We start from the raw sequence: 20,335 nt of genomic DNA, 5'->3' as shown, positions 1-20,335 counted from the left end.
CCAGTGGATTGCAGTCTCAGTTCTCGAAGCGTGCGATTGAGTAAGGCGCGAGCGGCAGGCGCGGCGTGCGGCTCGCGAGCACATCGGCGACGAGCGCGGCGGTCGTCGCCGATTGCGTCAGGCCGAGATGCCCGTGACCGAATGCATAGACTACGGACGGCACGCGCGGCGACGCGCCGATCACCGGCAGCGAATCGGGCGTCGCGGGGCGATTGCCCATCCACTTCATGGCCTCCGTATCGTCGATGCCGGGAATGAAGCGTTTGCCGAGCGCGAGCAATGCATCGCTGCGGCGATAGTTCGGCGGTGCATCGACGCCCGCGAACTCCGCCGCGCCGCCGATGCGCACGCCCACATCGAGCGGTGTCGCGACGAACTTGCGCTCGGCGAAAATCACTTCGCGATTCAGCCGGACGCCGTGCTTCGGCAGGGTCGCGTTGTAGCCGCGCTCGCTCTCCAGAAGCACGCGATCGCCGATCGACTTCGCGAGCGCCGACGACCACGCGCCCGCCGCGACGACGATGCGCCGTCCCTTCACGCGCGTGGCGTCGTCGAGCAACACGGCGTCGGGCGATTCGATCGCGCGCGCGACACCCGTCACGAAGCGCGCGCCGAGCGCACGCACGCGCTCGCGCAAGAGCGTGACGATGCGGCGCGGATCGCCGACATGCGACCAGTCGTCGAGAAACACGCCGTGCCGGAACAAGGGGGCGAGCGCGGGCTCGCACTCACGCACTTGCTGCGCGTTCATCGCATGCCAGCGCGCGCCGAGTTCGCGCTTGAGCATCCATTCGGCCTGATCGGCGGCAAACGCCTCATCGGTCTCGTAGACGGTGAGCGCGCCCTGGCGATAGTGCATCGAGGTCGCGCCGATGTCGTCGAACATGGGCAGGATGTCGTCGTAGACACGGTTGTTCAGCAGGGCCAGCGCGTGGGAGATCGCCTGATAGCGCGCCGGCTCGGTCGCGCGGCGAAACGCCATGAACCAGGGCAGCGCCTTCGGCAGATGCTTCCAGTCGAGCGCGAGCGGACCGAGCGGATCGATGAGCCATTTCGCGGCCTTCGTGAACATGCCGTGCACGGCGATGGGCGTGCTCTCCGTCACCGCGATCCCGCCCGCGTTGCCGTGCGACGCGCGATCGCCTTCGAAATCGCGATCGACGATCGTCACGCGCGCGCCGTCGCGCAGAGCGGCCCAGGCGCAGGCGAGTCCGACGATGCCCGCACCGATTACCACGACATCACTCATTTCTTCGTTCGACACATTCATGGTCATTGCAGCGGATCGTGCGCAGTCTCGCGAATCGTCGCGACGGTAATGGTCGAGAGCAGCGCGGCGAGCATCACGAAGTACGCGGGCGAGAGCGGCGAGCCCGTGGCCTTGATGAGCGCGATCGAGATCATCGGCGCGAACCCGCCGAACACCGCATTGGCGATGCCGTAGCCGATCGACATCCACGTCGTGCGGATCTTCGTCGGAAAGAGCTCGGACAGCACGGCCGGCCCCACGCCCGAGAAGATGCCGATGATCACGCCGCCCAGCAGCTGCACCGCGCCGACGATCGCCGCCGACTTGTACTCCAGCATCAGATGGAAGATCGGATACGGCAGCACGAGAAACGCGATGCAGCCGATGGCATAGACCGGCTTGCGGCCGAAGTGGTCCGAGGCCGCGCCCCAGAACGGGATCGATACCGTCATCACGATCAGCCCCGCCGTGTTGAGCCACAGCGCCGTCGACGCATTCATGCCGACGTACTTCGTCGTGAAGGACGGCAGGTAGTTGAGCAGCACATAGAGCGAGACCGTCCACACGATCACGAGCCCGCATGCCTGCAGGCCGAGCAGCGCGGGCGCGCGGCCCTTTGCCTTGGGCGCTTCGTCGTTCGCGTGCTGGTAGACCGGCGTCTCCTCGCTGCGCTTGCGGATGATCCAGCCGATCGGCCCGATTACGATCGCGCCGACGACGAACGGCACGCGCCAGCCCCAGTCGAGCATCGCTTGCGGGCTGAGCAAAGTCGTCATGAGCGCGGCCGCGCCCGAGCCGAGCAGCATGCCGCCGAGGGTGCTGCATTGCTGGAAACTGCCGTAGAAGCCGCGCTTGTTCGGCGGCGCCCATTCGACCAGAAACGCCACCGCGTTGCCCAGCTCGCCGCCGACGGAAATGCCCTGCAGCATGCGCGCGGCAATGAGCAGGACCGGCGCCATGATGCCGATGGACGCGTACGACGGCAGCAGCGCCATGAAGAGCGTGGCGGCGGCCATCAACGGCATGACGAAGGTGAGCGTCCACTTGCGGCCTTTCTTGTCGCCGAGCCAGCCGAAGACGATCGCGCCGAGCGGCCGCGCGGCGAAGCCCAGGCCGAACGCGCCGAAGGTGCCGAGCATGGCGGCGAAATCGTCGCCGGCGGGGAACATGACCTTGGCGATGACGGTCGCGAGGAACGCGTAGGTTCCGAAATCGAACCATTCGAGGATGTTGCCGACGACCGCGGCGGTCACGGCGCGGCTGGACTGGGACGAAACGCGGGGGCTGTCCCCCGCGGCGTAAGGATTCGCAACGGCGTGGGCTCGGTCGGTCATGGCGGCTCCGGGAGTGGACGCTGGCTCTGGGGATGCGATGCGGTTCCGGTGGATTGTGCGCCCATGTCAAAATTGAATCAAGGATTTTGGATCCAAAATAAACGAACGCATGATCGCATTCAGTGCGCCGAAGCGGCTCAGGCCGCCGCGAACTCCACCGTCACGACGAGCCCGCGCGCGGAATGCTCCCGCATGCCGAGCGCGATTTCTCCCCGATGCGCCTGCACGATTTCCTTCGCAATCGAGAGCCCGAGCCCGGTTCCTTCGGTATCCGCCGATGCGCGATAAAACGGCTCGAACACGCGGCTGCGCGCTTCGGCGGGAATGCCCGGGCCGTCGTCGGCGACGGTCAGCGTGACGCGTTGCGCATCGCGCGCCACGGAGACGGTCACGTGACCGCCCGGCTGCGTGTAGCGAATCGCGTTCTCGGTGACGTTGTAGACGAGCGCCGACAGCAGCGCTTCATGCCCGACGATCCACGCGGAATCGGCCAGCTCCGCGCCGAGGTCGATGTCGCGCTTCTGCGCAAACATCGCGAGATTCTCGACGACATCCTGAGCGATCGCGGAAAGATCGACTTTCTGCCTGGCGAGCTGCGTGTAATCGGCGGCTTCGGCCTGCGCGAGCAGCAACAGCTTGTTGGTGAGACCGACCATCGAGCGGTTGCTTCGCTGCATCGCGGACAGCGCCTCGGAAAGCGACGGCTGGATCTCGCGATGCTGCCGCGCGAACTGCAGTTGCGTCTCGAGCAGCGTGAGCGGCGTGCGCAACTGATGCGCCGCGTCCGCGATGAAGCGCCGCTGCGCCGCCACCTGCAGGCCGAGCCGCGCGATGCACTGATTGATCGCCTCGACGATCGGCCGCAACTCCGTGTGCAGGCGCTCGACGCGCAAGGGCTCGAGCTGCATCGGATCGCGGTCCATCACGTCTTCCTTCACCTTCAGGAGCGGCCGCAGTTCGAAGGTGAGGCCGATGCACGCGAGCGCCACCGCGAGCAGCACCATTTCGATCTGACGCACGAGCTGCGGCCGCCACAATTCGCGGATCATCGCGTCGCGCGAAGCCTGCGTCTTGCCGACCGATACGAGCACGCGCCGTATCGCGCCGTTGTCGTACATCTGACGCACGTAGCCGACGGCGCGTATCGATTGGCCGTGAAGCTCCGCGTCGTAATAATTCGGCGAGTCGTGGCCCGCCGCCCGGCGCGTCGGGAAATCGGGCACGCCCGCGAGCAGACGGCCATCGTCGACGCTCACGTTATAGAAGACCTGATCGCCGTATGGCGACGCGAACACTTCGAGCGCGGCAGGCGGAATATCGACGAGCAACCTGCCGTCCGACCATTCCACTTCGCCCGCGATCATCCGCGCGGACGCGAGCAGCGTGTTCTCCTGCACGAGCTCCGCGGTGTGGCGCGCGTTATCGTATGCGGCCTTGCCGGTCACGAACACGTAGATCGCGAGCGGCACCAGCAGCCACCACAGGAGACGAACGCGCAGGCTATTGGTCATCGTCCTTCTTGCGCAACAGATAACCGAGCCCGCGCAGCGTGACGATCGCGGCGGCGCTGCCATCGAGCTTCTTGCGCAACCGCGACACGTAGATTTCGAGCGCGTCCTCGCTCGGCTGGTCCTCGTGCGTGAAGATCGCGTCCAGCAGCGCCGCCTTCGACACGGTCTTGCCCATGCGCAATATCAGCGCTTCGAGCACGCTGCGCTCGCGCGGCGTCACGTTGAGCGGCGCGCCCTTCAGCGTGAACTGGCGGGTGTCGATGTCGAACACGAGATCGCCGCACGATACCTCGTTCGCCGTCGACGACGTGCGTCGGCGAATCATCACCTTCACGCGCGCGACGAGCTCGCGAACTTCGAAAGGCTTGACCAGATAGTCGTCGGCGCCGGCGCCGAGCAATTCCACTTTCTCGTCGATGGAACCGCTCGCCGTGAGGATCATCACCGGCGTCGCATCGCCGCGCTGGCGCAGTCTTCGCAGCACGTTCTTGCCCGAAAGACGCGGCAGGTTCAGATCGAGCAGCACGACATCGTAATGATTCGTGCGCAGCAGTTGATCGGCGGACTCGCCGTCCTGCACGGCCTCGAGCGCGAACGACTCCTGCTCCAGCATCTTCGCGAGCCATAGAGAGAGCGTCGGGTTGTCTTCGATCAGCAGCAGCTTCATGGGTGGTCACGCGGTCGTTCGCGGCATTGCGCGCGATTGTAGGGTGTCTCGCGGCCGGAAGGCGCATCGGGTTAACACCCATGGTTTGTCATCGGGCCAGAAAGCTGGCAGAAGGTTTCACCTTCCTATAATCGCCGCACACATTCGAATAGCGGGCCTTCCATCGACCGACGGCCCCCACCAAGGAGACTACTGATGCGTACCTTGCGCCAGATCGCTGCTTTGTCCGGTATCGCCTTCGCACTCGCGGCCGCTTCCGTATCCGCCCACGCCGAGAAGATCTCGATCATGGTCGGTGGCGCGACCAAGATCATCTATCTGCCGGCGAAGCTGACCGAACAGCTCGGCTACTTCAAGGATGAAGGGCTCGACGTCGAAATCCTCTCGCAGCCCGCCGGCGTCGATGCCGAGAACGAGCTGCTCGCGGGCGCGGTGCAAGGCGTCGTGGGCTTCTACGACCACACCATCGACCTGCAGAGCAAGGGCAAGGAAGTCCAGGCGCTCGTGATCTTCGGCCAGGTGCCGGGCGAAGTGGAAATGGTCTCGACCAAGGCCGCCGACAAGCTCAGGAGCATGGCCGACGTCAAGGGCAAGACGCTCGGCGTGACGGGCCTCGGCTCGTCGACGAGCTTTCTCACGCAATACCTCGCACAGCGCGCGGGCGTGACCTCCAAGGAGTACACGCTCCTGCCGGTGGGCGCGGACGCGAGCTTCATCGCGGCGATCAAGCAGGAGCGCATCGATGCGGGCATGACCACCGAGCCGACCGTCTCGCAACTGCTCAAGACGGGCGAAGCGAAGGTGCTCGTCGACATGCGCACGATCGAAGGCACGCGCGCGGCGCTGGGCGGCACGTATCCGGCGTCGAGCTTCTATGTGCAGCGCGCGTGGGCCGAATCGCACAAGGCGGACGCGGCGAAGCTCTCGCGCGCGTTCGCGAAGACGCTCAACTTCATCGCGACGCACAGCGCCGAGGAGATCACCGAGAAGATGCCGAAGGACTATTACGCGAAGAACAAGGACCTGTACGTGGCCGCGCTGAAGGCGTCGCTGCCGATGTTCACGAAGGACGGCAAGATGCCCGCCGACGGCCCCGACACGGTGCTGAAGGTGCTCGCGGCGTTCAATCCGTCGGTGAAGGGCAAGCATATCGATCTCGCGCGCACGTACTCGAACGAGTACCTCTCGGGTGTCGCAACGGCTTCGAAGTGAGGCGCCCGACAATGAACCAGACGAAACAACCCGCCATCGAGCTGCGCAACGTATCGTGCCGTTTCATCTCGCCGGACGGCCGTGCGACGGTCGCGCTGCGCGACTTCAGCATGTCGGTCGCGAGGGGCGAATTCGTCGCGGTGGTCGGTCCGACCGGCTGCGGCAAGTCCACGACGCTCAGCCTGATCACCGGCCTGCTCAAGCCGACGACCGGCGAAGTGCGCGTAATGGGCCAGCCGGTCGATGGCATCGATCCGCGCATCGGCTTCGTGTTTCAGGCCGACGCGGTGTTCCCGTGGCGCTCGGTGCTCGATAACGTCGCGGCCGGTCCGCTCTATCGCGGCCGCTCGAAGTCGGCGGCTTACGACGAAGCCAACGAATGGCTGCGCCGCGTCGGTCTCGACAAGTTCGGCAAGCATTATCCGCATCAGTTGTCGGGCGGCATGAGAAAGCGCGTCGCGCTCGCGCAGACCTTCATCAACAAGCCGGAAATCCTGCTGATGGACGAGCCGTTCTCCGCGCTCGACATGCAGACGCGCACGCTGATGCAGGACGAACTGCTGCAGCTGTGGTCGGCGAATGCGGGCTCGGTGGTGTTCGTCACGCACGATCTGGAAGAAGCGATCGCGCTCGCGGACCGGGTGTTCGTGCTGACCGCGCGCCCCGCGACGCTCAAGAAGGTCTACGAGATCGATCTGCCGCGTCCGCGCATCACGTCGGAGATTCGCTATCACCCGCACTTCATCGAGATTTCGCGCGATATCTGGCACGACCTGCGCGAAGAAGTGCAGATCGGTTGAACCGCCATAGAGGAACCTTTTTCATGTCCACGCCTCAACAAGCGATGCCCACGGGCATCGATCCCGGCACGCTCGCCCAGGTCGAACGCGAAGCGCAAAAGCGCATCAAGCAGCGCCATGCGCTCGTCATCGGATTGCGCATCGCGGTGCTCGTCTTCGTGCTCGGCGGCTGGGAGCTGTCCGCGCGCCTTCACTGGATCGATCCGTTCTTCTTCTCGATGCCTTCCGCCATCTTCGATCAGATCGTCGAATGGTTCGTCGACGGCACCTCGCAAGGGCCGCTGCTCACGCAAGTGTGGGTCACGCTCGAGGAGACGGGCCTGGGCTTCATCATCGGCTCGGTGGCGGGCGTGATCTGCGGCATCGTGCTCGGCCGCAACAAGCTGCTGTCGGATGTGTTCAGCATCTACATCAAGATCGCCAACTCGATTCCGCGCGTCGTGCTCGGTTCGGTGTTCGTGATCGCGCTCGGTCTCGGAATGGCATCGAAGGTGGCGCTGGCGGTCGTGATGGTGTTCTTCGTGGTATTCGCGAATGCGTTCCAGGGCGTGCGCGAGGCGGATCGCTACATGATCGCGAATGCGCAGATTCTCGGCGCGTCGCGCCGTCAGGTAACGACTTCGGTCGTGATTCCTTCCGCGCTCTCGTGGATTCTCGCGAGCCTGCACGTGAGCTTCGGCTTCGCGCTGGTCGGCGCGGTGGTCGGCGAGTTTCTCGGCTCGAAGCAGGGCATCGGCCTGCTGATCTCGACGGCGCAAGGCGCGTTCAACGCGAGCGGCGTGTTCGCCGCGATGATCGTGCTCGCGGTGGTCGCGCTCGCGGCGGACTACCTGCTCACGGCGGTGGAGCAGCGGTTGCTGAAGTGGCGGCCCGCGGTGAATTGATGCGCTGAAAGACCTGCTCGATGACAAACCCCGCGCGCTTGCGTGGGGTTTGTCGTTCTGGCGGATAAAAATGGATCACAGGATTCGCCGTTCGCGCCGCCGCGCGACCTCCGCCACGCCGATGCACGCCGCCAGCCACGCCCCGCCCGCCGCAAACCCGCCGATCACATCCCCCGGAAAATGCACGCCGATCACGATGCGGCTCGCGCCGATGGCCAGCACGATGAAACACGCCAGCGCGACGATGAGCGGATCCCAGCGCGTCGGCGCAAGGCGCAGCAGCATGTACGCGCACATGCCGTAGCACACGATCGAGCCGAACGTGTGCCCGCTCGGAAACGCGAAGCTGTCGGGCAGCGGCACCGTCGATCCGGTGGGGCGGTCGCGGCGCATCATCGCCTTGAGCGCATGATTGAGCAAGCCGCCCGCGCTCGTGACCGCGGCGAAGTAGACCGCCAGACCCAACCGGCGCGTGAACGCGAGCGCCGCGCACATGAGCGCGCACAAGAGCGTGAGGAACCGCGGATCGCCGAGATGCGTGATCCGGGCGAACCATCGCGCGGCCAGTGCGGGCGTGCCGTCGCGCACGGCATCGAGCAAGAGCTGATCCGCCGATGAAAACGCCGTGCCGTGCGCGATGCGCGTCGCAATGGCGATGAATGCTGACGCGCCGAGCACGGCCGGCACGAACGCCCCAAGCGCAACGGTCCAGGCCGATGCGCGCCCCTTGCGCGCGGACCATGTCCATGCACAACCTGCCGCAAAGGGAACGGCCAGAAGCACGATCGCGATGATCGCCATGGCGTGGCGTTGCGCGAGCGCCGAATATTCCATGATGTGATGTTTCTCCGAGGTTGCGCGGCGCTCGCTCGACGCTCACGAAGCGAGTGCGCGGCCCTCCGCTTCGAGCGGCCGTTCCCAGCCGAACGCCTGTACGCGCGCGACAGGCCTGTCCACGGCGACGACGCCGCAGATTCCGCCGGGCATCGGCAGCGTGAGGCCTTGCCAGTCCGGCGGGCCGTCGCCTTCGCGCGCTTGCGCGCGCTCCGCCCGTGACCGGCCGATCCTCGCCGCTTCGGCCCACAGCGCGTTTCCGGCGGCCGCTTCGTGGGCGCCGGCCGGCTCGACGGTCAGTCCGAGCCCTATTCTCGCCGATGCGACCGCAATCACGATCCATATGCCCGAATACGCGACATCGACGTTGAGCGGGCCTTCGCCGAGCGGATTCGTCACGACGATGCGATCGTCGGGTTCATCGTTCAGGTTCACTTCGTGGGGCGCGCAATCGAACATGTGCGACAGCACGAGCCGCAGCGTCGCGCGCGCGACGCTGAAGCGCCGGCTCAGCGCGGAATTGGGGTGGAATCGCGCGCGCCTGCGTTCCGCCACGCTCAACCAGCTTCCGATGTTCGACGCCGACGCGAAGCGGAATTCGGTCGGCACGAGCCACAAACACAGTTCGCCCGGCGCGGGTGGCGCGTGAATCTGCACGCGCGCCTTGGCGAGATCGTAGTGACGCCACGCGGCGTCGGCGGCGAGGTGCAAGGGGATGCTGTCGGTGGCAGGCATGCGCGTCGACGGGCGAAACGGCGCGCACGCGCCGAAACGCTCCGCATTTCAGGGACAAACCTTCATTGTCGGGTTGGAACCTTATGAGACGCTTAGATACTGAAAGGAAACGGTCCGGCGCATACCCTCCGCCTACTGCCGGCATTCACCGTACAACTCCGGGTCAACCCCGAGTTGAGCTGTCGTCAACGCCACCCTGAAAAATCCTCGATTCCTCCTCGCGCGAAGCCCGCCGCAGAATGCCTTCCATCCACCGCCATGGTGGCGTCAATGAACCAAACGAGCGTACACAGGGAACGAGTCAATGGAAAAGCATCTCTTCATCGGCGAAGGCTTCGAAGGGCCGGGCGTGAATCTCGCCCACATCAACGTGCTGGTCGGCCCGCGCAACGGCCCGGCCGGTCAGGCGTTCGCGACCGCGCTCGCCACACCGTCCGCCGGTCACGCGCCGTTCGTCGTGATCGCGCAGCCGGGCGTGCCCACCAAACCGCTCACGCTCTACGTGAACAAGGCGCAGATCGAAAGCGATTTCCACGGCAACGCGACCTGGGGCGCATCGCAGGCGGGCATCGCCAAGGCGGTGGCCGAATCGCTCGAAAACGGCACGCTGCCGCCCGAGGCGGAAAACGACTGGGTCGTGGTGTCGGCGAACTGGGTCAACCCGAAGACCAACGACCTCGACGCCGTCTTCGAGAACAACTATCGCGCCTGCAGGAACGCGATCATCGCCGCGATGGAAGGTCTGCCGCGCAAGGAGGCCGTGTTCAAGGCCGCGCGTGATGTGTCGAACCCCTTCTACACGCCGAAGGCGCGCTGAGGAGCTTTCGAAAAATGGAATACGTACGTCTGGGCCAATCCGGCCTCAAGGTATCGCGCCTGTGCCTCGGCACGATGAACATGGGCACGCCGCAATGGAAGCCCTGGATCTTCGACGAAGCGCAAAGCGAGCCGATCGTGCGCCACGCGCTCGACGCGGGCGTGAACTTCATCGATCTCGCCGATTTCTATTCGACAGGCGTGGGCGAGGAAGTCGTCGGCCGCATTCTGAAGCGTCTCGTGAAGCGCGATGAAGTCGTCGTCACGACGAAGGTCGGCTACGACATGGCGAGCCATCCGAACGCGGGCGGCCACTCGCGCAAGCACATCATGGACGGCATCGACGGGTCGCTCGCGCGTCTCGGCATGGATTACGTCGACATCTACATGCTGCATTTCTTCGACGTGAACACGCCCGTCGAGGAAACGATGGGCGCGCTCGACGACATCGTGCGCGCGGGCAAGGCGCGCTATATCGGCGTCTCGACGATGTACACCTGGCAGTTCGCGAAGATCATGCAGGCGTGCGAACGCCACGGCTGGCACAAGCCGGTCAACATGCAGTTGCAGCTGAACCTCGCGTATCGCGAGGAAGAGCGCGAGATGATTCCGTACTGCATCGACCAGGGTGTCGGCGTGTCGGTGTTCAGCCCGCTCGCACGCGGCCTCCTGACTTCCGAAGCGAAGTCCACGCGCAACCAGACCGATTTCTTCACCGCGCAGATGTACGGCGATCGCGCGTCGCAGGAGATCGCGGCGTCGGTCGCACGGGTCGCGGCGCGGCGCGGGGTATCGGCGGCGCAGATCGCGCAGGCGTGGGTTCTGAGGCGGCCGGGCATTTCGAGCATGCTCGTCGGCGCGGATTCGGCGGCGCAATTCGACAGCGCGCTCGCCGCGCTCGAAACGAAGTTCGACGAAGACGAACTGCACGAACTCGAGCGCAACTACACGCCGTGCGATCTCATCAACGACTACACGGCGGGACGGCGCATCGCGCGCGAGGCGCGTGCCGCACAAGGCGCCTTCGAAAACGCACTGGAGCGCGCCGCATGAGCAACCTGTTGCGAACGAATCATTACATCGACGGCGCCTGGCGCGAGAGCGCGAGCACGTATCCGGTGCGCAATCCGGCCACCGGCGAAACGATCGCGAACGTCTCGCGCGGCGGCAGCGCGGAAACGCAGCTTGCCGTCGACGCCGCGAAGCGCGCCTTTCCCGCATGGCGCGCGCTGACGGCGAAGGAACGCGGCGCGCGCGTGAAGCGCTGGGGCGAACTCATGCTCGCCAACCGCAACACGCTCGCCGCGCTGCTCACGCGCGAGCAAGGCAAGCCGCTCGCCGAAGCGCTCGGTGAAGTCGCGTATGCCGCGAGCTTCTTCGAATGGTTCGCGGAGGAAGCAAAGCGCAGTTACGGCGACGTGATCCCGAGCCCGAAGCCGAACTCGAAGATCGTCGTCACGCGCGAGCCGGTGGGCGTCGTCGCGGCGATCACGCCGTGGAACTTCCCGCTCGCGATGATCACGCGCAAGGCCGGCCCCGCGCTGGCCGCGGGCTGCACGATGGTGCTCAAGCCGTCCGAAGAGACGCCGCTTTCCGCTTTCGCGCTCGCGGTGCTCGCCGAAGAGGCGGGCATTCCGGCGGGCGTGTTCAACATCGTTTCGGGCGATGCCGCCGCCATCGGCCAGGTGCTGACCGAATCGCCCGACGTGCGCAAGCTGTCGTTCACGGGCTCGACGCGCGTCGGCAAGCTGCTCGCGAGGCAATCGGCGGATACGCTCAAGAAGCTCTCGCTCGAACTCGGCGGCAACGCGCCCTTCATCGTGTTCGACGACGCCGACATCGACGCCGCCGTGCAGGGCGCGATCGCCTCTAAGTTTCGCAACACCGGACAGACATGCGTGTGCGTGAATCGCTTCTACGTGCAGGACGGCGTCTACGATGCGTTCACGCGGGCCCTGACGCGCGCCGTGCACGAACTGCGCGCCGGTAACGGCCTCGCAGGCGAATTCGATCAGGGGCCGCTCATCAACGAGGCGGCGCTGAGAAAGGTGCAGGCGCATGTCGCCGATGCCGTGAGCAAGGGCGCGAAGATTTTGACCGGCGGCAAGCCGCACGCGCTCGGCGGCACGTTCTACGAGCCGACCGTGCTCGCGGATGCCACGCCTTCCATGCTGATCGCCGACGAGGAGACGTTCGGCCCCGTCGCCGCGTGCTTCCGTTTCGAAACGGAAGCGGACGTGATCGCCGCCGCGAACGACACGCCCTACGGTCTCTCCGCGTACTTCTACACGCGCGATCTGGGCCGCGCGTGGCGCGTCGCCGAGGCGCTGGAAAGCGGCATGGTCGGCATCAACGAAGGCATCATCTCGACGGAAGTCGCGCCCTTCGGCGGCGTGAAGCAGTCGGGACTGGGCCGCGAAGGATCGAAGTACGGGCTCGATGAATACATGGAGCTCAAGTACATGATGATGGCGGGACTCGGCCGCTGATTCATCGCTTCACCGCGCACGCACGAACGATAACCCACCGCGTGCGCGGTTTTCATGCGGCGTACGATGCGCCGCTCCACTCGGAAGTGGAGGAGATACTCTTGGATACCCAAAGCTTGAGCCCGCAGGCGCTCGCGCCGCGCGCCGCCGCGCCCGTCGGCGCCACCCACGACCCCATCGCGCTCGACGATGTTCCGCTGAACCGCTTCCACGTGAAGATCGCGGGCCTGACCTTCGGCGCGCATTTCACGGAAGGCTATGCGCTCGGCACGATCGGCTATGCGCTGTCCTCATTGAACAGGCAGATTCCGCTCGATGCGTTCTGGATGGGCCTGCTCGGTGCGTCCGCGCTGATCGGCATCTTCATCGGCAGCCTCGTGTTCGGCTGGCTCTCCGACAGGCTCGGCCGGCAAAAGATTTTTCTGCTGAGCTTCATCATCATCACGGCGGCCGCGTTCGCACAGTTCTACGCGACCACGCCCGCGATGCTCGTCGCGTTGCGCGTGCTGATCGGCTTCGGCATGGGCGGCGACTTCGCCGTCGGTCACGCGATTCTCGCGGAGTTCTCGCCGCGCAAGTATCGCGGCACCCTGCTCGGCTCGTTCAGCGTGATCTGGACGATCGGCTATGTGATCGCGAACGTGCTCGGCATGCACTACGCCGATGCGTCGCCCGATGCGTGGCGCTGGCTGCTCGCCTCCGCAGGCGTGCCGGCGTTCCTCGTGCTGGTCATGCGCATCGGCACGCCGGAGTCGCCGCGCTGGCTGCTCGGCCAGGGCCGTGCGGACGAAGCGCTGCGCATCGTGCGCAGGCACTTCGGCCCGAACGTGACGCTCGATGCGGATACGAGCGAACACGCCGCGCCGGCCGGCGGCTTCGCGCGGCTCTTCAAGCCGGACCTGATTCGCCGCACGCTCTTCAATTGCGCGTTCTTCGTGTGCCTCGTGATTCCGTACTTCGCGATCTACACGTTCCTGCCGGGCATTCTCACCGCAATCCGTCTTCCCGAAGGCTCGGGCGCCGATCTGCTGCTGAACGGCTTTCTCGTGCTCGGCGCGCTGCTCGGCATCTGGCTCACGATCAGGCTGTCGCGCCGTTCGTTCCTGATCGGCTCGTTCGCGGTGTGCTTCATGTCGCTGCTTGCGTTGAGCGCGCTGCCGTCATCGGCGAATGGCGCGATGATCGTCGCGTTCGGCATCTTCACGTTGACGATGTCGGCGTTCTCGAATCTCGTCGGCGTGTTTCCGCCCGAGTGCTTTCCGACCGAAGCGCGCGCGTGCGGCGTCGGGCTGTCGATCGCGTGCAGCCGGCTGGGATCGGCCGTCGGGACATTCCTGCTGCCCATCGGCATCGCGCAGGCCGGCATTCAGATGACGATGCTCGCGCTCGCCGGCGTGCTGCTCGTCGGGATGATCGTGTCGATCGCGTGGGCGCCGGAAACGAAGCATCTGACCTTGAACGAGGCAAGCGGGCGCTGATCGCCCGTCATGGCTGCGCGGCCTTCGCCCCCTCGCCGCGCAGCCATTCCGCAAAGGCCTGCACGCTGTCCGAGCCCGCATGCGAAGGCGCGATATCGAGCCAGTACCCGTAAGGCCCGGTCGATTCCACGGGCGACAACTGCACGAGCGCGCCATCATGCAATTCATCGGCGATCATGTTGCGATCCACCACCGCGAGTCCCGAGCCGGCTCGCGCGGCGTGAATCGCCTGATCGAGCGTCGAGAACTCGATGCCGTTCTCCGCATACGCGCGCGGCAGTCCCGCCGCATCGAGCCAGTTGGGCCAGAGCGTGAGGCGCGCGTCGTTATGCAGAACATGCAGCGTGGGCAGGCGTTCGAGCAGCGCCTCGACGGGCTGCCCTGCGAACTTCATCGCGCCGACCAGCACATGACGCTCGATGAACAACAGCTCCGAACGATGATCCGCGCGCGCCTCGTAGCCGAAGCGGATGCTGCAGTGACGATCGTCGGTGGCATCGGTGCGCACGGAGAGGTCGATGTCGGGCACGGCGTCCATCAGCGAGCCGAGTCTCGGCGACAGCCAGCGCGTCGCGAAAGTCGGCGGTGCCGTCACGGTCAGGCGCTTGCGCTCGCTGCGTTGCGCGGCCGAGAGCGAGCGGGTCACGCGCTCGATCGAATCGAACGCCTCGGACAGGCACGCGAGCAGTTCCTCACCCTGCCTGGTCAAACGAATGCCCTTGTGATCGCGGTCGAAAAGCTTCGTGCCGAGCGCATCCTCCAGCAGACGAATCTGCCGGCTGACCGCGCCCGGCGTCACGCACAGCGCGCTCGCCGACTGGTTGAAGCTCATGTGGCGGGCGCTTTCCTCGAAAAAACGCAAGGCCGTCAGGGATGGCAGGCGGCGCACGGTTGTCTCCTTCGCTTATTTCCATTGTCTGGCTGCGGCGCGCGATCTGCTCATTCCCGGGCCCGCGGCGGCCACCCGCGCTCCTGCTCCTCGATCTGCCGATGCAGCCAGTCGCGGAACAGCGCCACCTGCGGCGCATCGTCCTGTCCCGTGCGCGTGACGAGCCAATACGACTGATGTCCGTCCACCTCGACGTCGCGCAAGGGCATCAGCGTGCCCTGCCGCAGCTCTCGCGAGATCATGTGACGGTCCGCCATCGTGACGCCGAGGCCGTCGACTGCCGCGCGGATCGCGTGATCGAGCAGATCGAACTCGTAGCCCCCGCCCAGATCGACATCGTCGATGTGCGCGGCCTTCAGCCAGTGCTGCCACGTGAGATACCGCTGGTCGCTGCTCGCGAGGACATGCAGCAGCGTGAACGCGCTCAGATCCGCCACCAGCTCGCTGCGCCCGCCGAGCAGCGCGGGCGCGCACACGGCGATGTGCCGCTCGTTCATCAGCAACTGGTTGTCAAGGCCGTCCCATTCGCCGTCGCCGAAACGGATCGCGCAATCGAGCGCGCCCGATTCGACGAGATCGTCCTTCAGGCTCGTGGTGATCGAGAGTTCCAGCTCCGGCGCCGCCGCGCGCAAGGACTGCAGGCGCGGCATCAGCCAGCGGCTCGCGAAGGTGGGCGGCACGTTGACGCGCAGGCGCTTCAGATGCGTCTTCTCCTGAATGCCGCGCACCGTCAGTTCGATACGGTCGAACGAGAGCTTGAGCGCCTGCAGCAGCAGACGCCCCGTTGCCGAGAGTTCCAGATGATGGTGCCGGCGCAGCAGCAGCGCCTCGCCGAGCTGCGTTTCGAGCTGGCGGACCTGCCTGCTCACCGCGCTTTGCGTGACATGCAGCATTTCCGCGGCGCGCGTGAAGCTGCCGGTGTGTCCGGCTACTTCAAAAGCCCTCAGCGCGTTCAGGGCGGGCATCTTTCGCTTCAAATCGGTCTCCTTCCGACCAGAGCGGGCGCTTCAGCGCCTTGCTCCGATCTCATGCCGCCGGAGTCCAGCCCGGCGCTCGACGCGCATTTGACACGCATCCGCGCTGGAGCAAGCCGCGCCGGGGCAGCATTTTACGAATCGAGGCAAATTATGCCGCTTCGGAGCGCGGATCAGGCCGCCGCGAGTTCCGCCGGCGTGGTCACGCGCGCGGCGTTCGCCTGCGCGTCCTCGAGGATCATGTCGGCGCCCTTCTCGGCGACCATCATCGTCGGCGCATTGAGGTTGCCCGAGGTGATGTTCGGGAAGATGGACGCATCGACGATGCGCAGGCCATCGATGCCATGCACGCGCAGACGCTCGTCGACGACCGACGTCGCCGCATCCGGACCCATCGCGCAGGAGCCGCACAGGTGATAGATCGAGCCGGACTGATCGCGGAAGTAGTCGAGCAGCGCCGCGTCGCCGTTCACGTCCCGTCCGGGCGAGATTTCCTCGGCGGTGATGCCGCGCAGCGCGCTCGTCCCCATGATGCGGCGCACCAGCTTGCTGCCCTGCACCGCCTCGCGCAAGTCCTTTTCCGTCGTCAGCGCGTTGATGTGGATCTTCGCGGCGTCTTCCGCGCGGTTCGAACCGATCTCGATGGAACCGCGGCTCGTCGGGCGGCACGGATTGAAGCACAGCAAAAAGCCCGAATACGGTTCCGGCTCGAGCTGCGCCTTGCTGCTCTTCGGAATGCGATACGACAGCGGATTGAAGTACAGCTGGATGTTCGGCTCCGCTTCGCGCGCATCGCCCTTGAAGAAGCCGCCCGACTGGTTGACGCTCATCGAGAGCGGCCCCTTGCGCGCCGTCAGATAGCGCAGCCCCGCTTTCACCTTGCCAACGAGCGAGAGCAAATCGTCGTTCAGCGTCTTGACCGTCGCGCGATAGTAGAAGCTCACGCACAGGTGATCCTGCAGGTTCTTGCCGACCGCCGGCAGCTCGTGTATGACGGGAATGCCGTGTTTCGCGAGCAGCGCCTTCTCGCCGATGCCGGACAGCTGCATCAGCTTGGGCGAATCCACCGCGCCCGCCGACAGAATCACTTCACGCTTCGCACGGAATTGCAGCGACTCGCCGTTGCGCGACGCCATCACGGCGGCCGCGCGCCTGCCGTCGAAGATCACGCGGCGCACGGTGACGTTGCGCTCCACGCGCAGGTTCTTGCGCGACAGCGCCGGATGAAGATATTCGAAGCTGCTCGACGAGCGCTCGCCGTTGCGCGCGTTGATGTCGTAGATGGTCGCGCCTTCGTAGTCCGCGCCGTTGATGTCGCCCGTGACCGGATAGCCCGCCTGCCTCGCGCCTTCGAGGAACGTCGCGCAAATGGGATGGGCGCCATCCTTCATCGATGAAATCCCGATCTTGCCGTCCGCGCCGTGAAATTCCGTATTCCCGGCCCAGTGCGATTCGAGACGGCGGAAATACGGCAGCACGTCGCGATAGCCCCAGCCGCGGTTGCCCGCGCGTGCCCAGTCGTCGAAATCGTGCGGCTGGCCGCGCACGTAGATCATCGCGTTGATCGACCCCGAGCCGCCTTGCACCTTGCCGCGCGGGCAATACAGCTTGCGGTCGTTGAGCTGGGCTTCAGGCTCGCTGTAGTACATCCAGTTGTATTCCGGGTTGTAGTAGGTTTTGGTGAACCCCACCGGAACCTTGAACCAGAACGAGGTGTCCGCGCCGCCCGCTTCGAGCAGCAGGACCGAATACTGTCCCGAATCGGATAGACGGTCCGCGAGAATGCAGCCTGCCGACCCCGCGCCGACGATGATGTAATCGAATTCCATGTTCCCGATGCCTTCAGTTCAGCCCTTCGCGGGCGCGAGATCCTTCACGTCGAATGGCTTCGCCGCCATCTGCAGGTGCAGCCGCTCGCCGGTGTACGGTGTATGCGCCCGCACCACGTCCATGTTCAGCTCGACGCCGAGCCCCGGCTCGTTCGACGGAACGATGTAGCCGTCTTCCCAGCGGATCGGCCGCTTGAGCACTTCGGCATGGAAGCCGTCCCATGTGCCGATGCTTTCCTGGATCAGGAAGTTGGGCGAGCACGCGGCGATCTGGATGCTCGCCGCCGCGCCGACCGGGCCGTTGTAGAGATGCGGCGCGATCTGCGCGTAATGGACCTCGGCGAGACTCGCGATCTTCTTCGCTTCGAGCAGACCGCCCACGCGGCCGACGTTGAACTGCAGGATCGATGCGGCGCGGGCTTCGAGCAGCTTGAAGAACTCGTACTTGGTGGTGAGGCGCTCGCCCGCCGCAATCGGAATGCTCGTCTTCTGCGCGACTTGCGCCATTGCGTCTTCCTGTCCCGGCGGCACCGGCTCCTCGAACCATAGCGGATCGAACTTCTCGAGACGCTGCGCGAGGCGGATCGCCGAGGACGGCACCATCTGCCCGTGCGTGCCGAACAGCAGGTCGGCCTTGCTGCCGATCGCCTCGCGCACTTTGCGGCAGAAGGTCTCGCAGCGGTCCATCACTTCGAGCGAGACCTGATGCCCGGAGTACGCGGTGTACGGCCCGGCCGGATCGAACTTGACGGCCGTGAAGCCGAGCGCCACGTTGTGCGCGGCGCACTCGGCGGCGAGATCGGGATCGTCGTAGTCGTATTCGCCGCAGCTGTTCTTCGGATACAGATACGTGTACGAACGCAGGCGCTCGTGCACGCGGCCGCCGAGCAGCTCGTACACGGGCTTGCCCGCCGCCTTGCCGATGATGTCCCAGCACGCCATCTCGAGGCCGCTCACGACGCCCATCATCGTGAGATCGGGGCGCTGCGTGAAGCCGCTCGAATACGCCTCGCGATAGAAGCGCTCGACATGATGCGGATCGTGGCCGAGCAGATAGCGCTCGAACACGTCGTCGATGATCGGCGTCATCGCCTTCGGATGGAACGTCGCGGAGTAGATCTCGCCGACGCCCTCGATGCCGCACGCCGTGCGCAGCCTCACGAAGATCCAGTACATGCCGCCGATATGCGGCGGCGGAACGGCGACGATATGCGTTTCCAGCGCGGCGATTTTCATCGTTGAGATTCCTGCTTGTCGAGTCGATGCTTGAAGACGAGACCGGCCACGCCGCCCAGCGCGGACATGCAGGCGATGTAGCCGAAGTAGAGTTGATAACCGTGCACGCCCGGATAGTTCTGGGTGAGATAGCCGTTGATGAGCGGCAGCACCGCATCCGGTGAATAGCCGATCACGGACACGAGGCCGATGGCGAGACCCGTGGTTTCCGCGGGCACCTTGCATTGATCGAGCAGCGACCAGTAGAGGCCGCGAATCGCGTACGTCATCACGCCGATGAACAGCACGATCGCGGCGACGAGCGTGTGATTGCCGATCGAAGGCGCCGCCATCAGCACGAGCAGCGCCGCCGCAGCCGCGAACAAGGCGAACACGAGCACGGACGTCTTCGAGAAGCGGTCACCGAGAAAGCCGCCGCCGATGCCGCCGATCGGGCGCATCCACAGCTTGAGCGTCGTGATGAACCCCGCCGCGACCACCGATAGGCCGATTTCCTTCTCGTGCAGATACGCGGAGAAGCTGTAGGTCGCCCAGAACACCTGATAGCCGCAGAACACGATTCCCGCGAGCAGCCACAGTTGCGGGTTCTTCAGCAGCACGGCGAGATCGCGCATGACGTTGCTGTCGCGGCGCTTCGTTTCCTTCGCTTCGGCAGCAGCCGGATCGCGCACGAGTCCGAGCACCACGCCGAGCCCGATGCACAGGAACGCGTACAGGTACACCACGAGCCTGAAGCCCGCGGCGGTCGATTCGCCGCGCGTCTGCGTAACCCACGCGAAAAGCGAGATCGCGACGGTCGCGAGCAGCGCCTCGACCAGGCCACGGCCGCCGTCGAGAAAGCCGAAGAAGCGGCCTTGCTCGTCGGCGGCGGCGATCATCGAGACGCGCTTGATGATCGCGGCCCAGAACGTGAGGCCGGTCGTCAGGCCCCAGCAGCCGAAGATCACGATCAGCGAGCCGAACGAAGGCGCCGTGGAATACCACAGCCCCAGCGCGCCCGTCGCGATCAGCGAAAAGCTGATGAGCACGCGCGGCGCGATGCGATCCGCGAGCCAGCCGCTCGGCAGATAGCAGACCAGAAAGATCGTGCCGAGGGCCGAATAGAGATAGCCGAGCTGCGCTTCGGTGATATGGAAGACTTCGAGCATCGTCGGCTGGTAGACCTGCCGCAGATACAGAATCGGATAGATGGCGCCCGCGGCCAGAACGAGCAGTGCGAGCTGGACATAACGGTCGGCGCGCGTGCTTTCGCGCGGCGTGGCGACGCTCTGGCCGGATTGAGCGGTATTCGATGACACGGGCGTGCTCCTCGAAGGGCAGCGGCGCACGGCATGCGGATGCCGCGCGGCTGGACCTTCAACATGTTTTTTTGGTGGTTGGTCGAAACTGCGAAACGCG

Annotated in this window: 18 protein-coding genes; 7 read left to right on the top strand and 11 right to left on the bottom strand. The window is 65.5% G+C overall.

Annotated elements, in window-relative coordinates:
- Window positions 1–16 precede the first annotated feature (16 nt).
- The 4 genes from AWB83_RS02435 to AWB83_RS02420 form a co-directional block, all read right to left on the bottom strand.
- Window positions 17–1,276, bottom strand: coding sequence for an NAD(P)/FAD-dependent oxidoreductase (locus tag AWB83_RS02435; RefSeq protein WP_087042661.1), 1,260 nt, complete (start codon window positions 1,274–1,276; stop codon window positions 17–19).
- Window positions 1,273–2,583: an MFS transporter gene (locus tag AWB83_RS02430; protein ID WP_087042660.1), complete on the bottom strand. Its 1,311-nt coding sequence runs from the start codon at window positions 2,581–2,583 to the stop codon at window positions 1,273–1,275. Before AWB83_RS02430 ends, AWB83_RS02435 begins: the two co-directional genes overlap by 4 nt.
- Window positions 2,584–2,720: 137 nt before the next feature.
- Window positions 2,721–4,094 (bottom strand): sensor histidine kinase, encoded by a 1,374-nt coding sequence (locus AWB83_RS02425; RefSeq protein ID WP_087042659.1) that lies wholly within the window; start codon window positions 4,092–4,094, stop codon window positions 2,721–2,723.
- Entirely contained in the window at window positions 4,084–4,761 is a 678-nt protein-coding gene (locus AWB83_RS02420; RefSeq protein WP_087042658.1) for a response regulator, read from the bottom strand. Before AWB83_RS02420 ends, AWB83_RS02425 begins: the two co-directional genes overlap by 11 nt.
- Before the next feature lie 195 nt (window positions 4,762–4,956).
- Here AWB83_RS02420 and AWB83_RS02415 point away from each other — a divergent pair, with 195 nt between their 5' ends.
- The 3 genes from AWB83_RS02415 to AWB83_RS02405 are packed head-to-tail and all read left to right on the top strand — an operon-like array spanning window position 4,957 to window position 7,657.
- A complete protein-coding gene (locus tag AWB83_RS02415) occupies window positions 4,957–5,973 on the top strand; it encodes an ABC transporter substrate-binding protein (protein ID WP_087042657.1) in 1,017 nt (338 codons plus the stop codon).
- Between the two features lie 11 nt (window positions 5,974–5,984).
- Entirely contained in the window at window positions 5,985–6,773 is a 789-nt protein-coding gene (locus AWB83_RS02410; RefSeq protein WP_087042656.1) for an ABC transporter ATP-binding protein, read from the top strand.
- Between the two features lie 23 nt (window positions 6,774–6,796).
- Window positions 6,797–7,657, top strand: coding sequence for an ABC transporter permease (locus AWB83_RS02405; RefSeq protein WP_087042655.1), 861 nt, complete (start codon window positions 6,797–6,799; stop codon window positions 7,655–7,657).
- Between the two features lie 75 nt (window positions 7,658–7,732).
- On the opposite strand, the gene AWB83_RS02400 is transcribed toward AWB83_RS02405, so the two are convergent.
- Complete coding sequence (locus tag AWB83_RS02400; protein ID WP_087042654.1) at window positions 7,733–8,491, bottom strand: phosphatase PAP2 family protein; 759 nt, start codon at window positions 8,489–8,491, stop codon at window positions 7,733–7,735.
- Window positions 8,492–8,533: 42 nt separating this feature from the next.
- The gene (locus tag AWB83_RS02395; protein WP_087042653.1) at window positions 8,534–9,226 is read right to left on the bottom strand and encodes a 4'-phosphopantetheinyl transferase family protein; all 693 of its coding nucleotides are present in this window, start codon (window positions 9,224–9,226) and stop codon (window positions 8,534–8,536) included.
- A gap of 304 nt (window positions 9,227–9,530) precedes the next feature.
- On the opposite strand from AWB83_RS02395, the gene fae reads away from it, so the two are divergent.
- The 4 genes from fae (at window position 9,531) to AWB83_RS02375 (ending at window position 14,009) form a co-directional block, all read left to right on the top strand.
- Window positions 9,531–10,043 (top strand): formaldehyde-activating enzyme, encoded by a 513-nt coding sequence (gene fae, locus AWB83_RS02390; RefSeq protein ID WP_087042652.1) that lies wholly within the window; start codon window positions 9,531–9,533, stop codon window positions 10,041–10,043.
- Between the two features lie 14 nt (window positions 10,044–10,057).
- Entirely contained in the window at window positions 10,058–11,095 is a 1,038-nt protein-coding gene (locus AWB83_RS02385) for an aldo/keto reductase (protein WP_087042651.1), read from the top strand.
- Entirely contained in the window at window positions 11,092–12,531 is a 1,440-nt protein-coding gene (locus AWB83_RS02380; protein WP_087042650.1) for an NAD-dependent succinate-semialdehyde dehydrogenase, read from the top strand. Before AWB83_RS02385 ends, AWB83_RS02380 begins: the two co-directional genes overlap by 4 nt.
- 101 nt (window positions 12,532–12,632) lie before the next feature.
- Window positions 12,633–14,009: an MFS transporter gene (locus tag AWB83_RS02375; RefSeq protein WP_096059348.1), complete on the top strand. Its 1,377-nt coding sequence runs from the start codon at window positions 12,633–12,635 to the stop codon at window positions 14,007–14,009.
- A gap of 7 nt (window positions 14,010–14,016) precedes the next feature.
- On the opposite strand, the gene AWB83_RS02370 is transcribed toward AWB83_RS02375, so the two are convergent.
- The 5 genes from AWB83_RS02370 to AWB83_RS02350 all read right to left on the bottom strand — a co-directional run bounded on the left by AWB83_RS02370 (window position 14,017) and on the right by AWB83_RS02350 (window position 20,235).
- Window positions 14,017–14,898 carry a LysR substrate-binding domain-containing protein gene (locus AWB83_RS02370; protein ID WP_087042649.1) on the bottom strand — a complete coding sequence of 294 codons (882 nt, stop codon included), beginning with the start codon at window positions 14,896–14,898 and terminating at the stop codon, window positions 14,017–14,019.
- A gap of 50 nt (window positions 14,899–14,948) precedes the next feature.
- Window positions 14,949–15,863 carry a LysR substrate-binding domain-containing protein gene (locus AWB83_RS02365; protein WP_087042648.1) on the bottom strand — a complete coding sequence of 305 codons (915 nt, stop codon included), beginning with the start codon at window positions 15,861–15,863 and terminating at the stop codon, window positions 14,949–14,951.
- Between the two features lie 182 nt (window positions 15,864–16,045).
- Window positions 16,046–17,701 (bottom strand): GMC family oxidoreductase, encoded by a 1,656-nt coding sequence (locus AWB83_RS02360; protein WP_087042647.1) that lies wholly within the window; start codon window positions 17,699–17,701, stop codon window positions 16,046–16,048.
- 18 nt (window positions 17,702–17,719) lie between these two features.
- Window positions 17,720–18,937, bottom strand: coding sequence for a mandelate racemase/muconate lactonizing enzyme family protein (locus AWB83_RS02355; RefSeq protein ID WP_087042646.1), 1,218 nt, complete (start codon window positions 18,935–18,937; stop codon window positions 17,720–17,722).
- The gene (locus tag AWB83_RS02350; protein ID WP_087042645.1) at window positions 18,934–20,235 is read right to left on the bottom strand and encodes an MFS transporter; all 1,302 of its coding nucleotides are present in this window, start codon (window positions 20,233–20,235) and stop codon (window positions 18,934–18,936) included. Before AWB83_RS02350 ends, AWB83_RS02355 begins: the two co-directional genes overlap by 4 nt.
- Window positions 20,236–20,335 lie beyond the last annotated feature (100 nt).

Source organism: Caballeronia ptereochthonis (assembly GCF_001545075.1).
Taxonomy (GTDB): domain Bacteria; phylum Pseudomonadota; class Gammaproteobacteria; order Burkholderiales; family Burkholderiaceae; genus Caballeronia; species Caballeronia ptereochthonis.
Note: the sequence above shows the minus strand (reverse complement) of the source record. Positions and strands in the feature narration are given on the sequence as shown.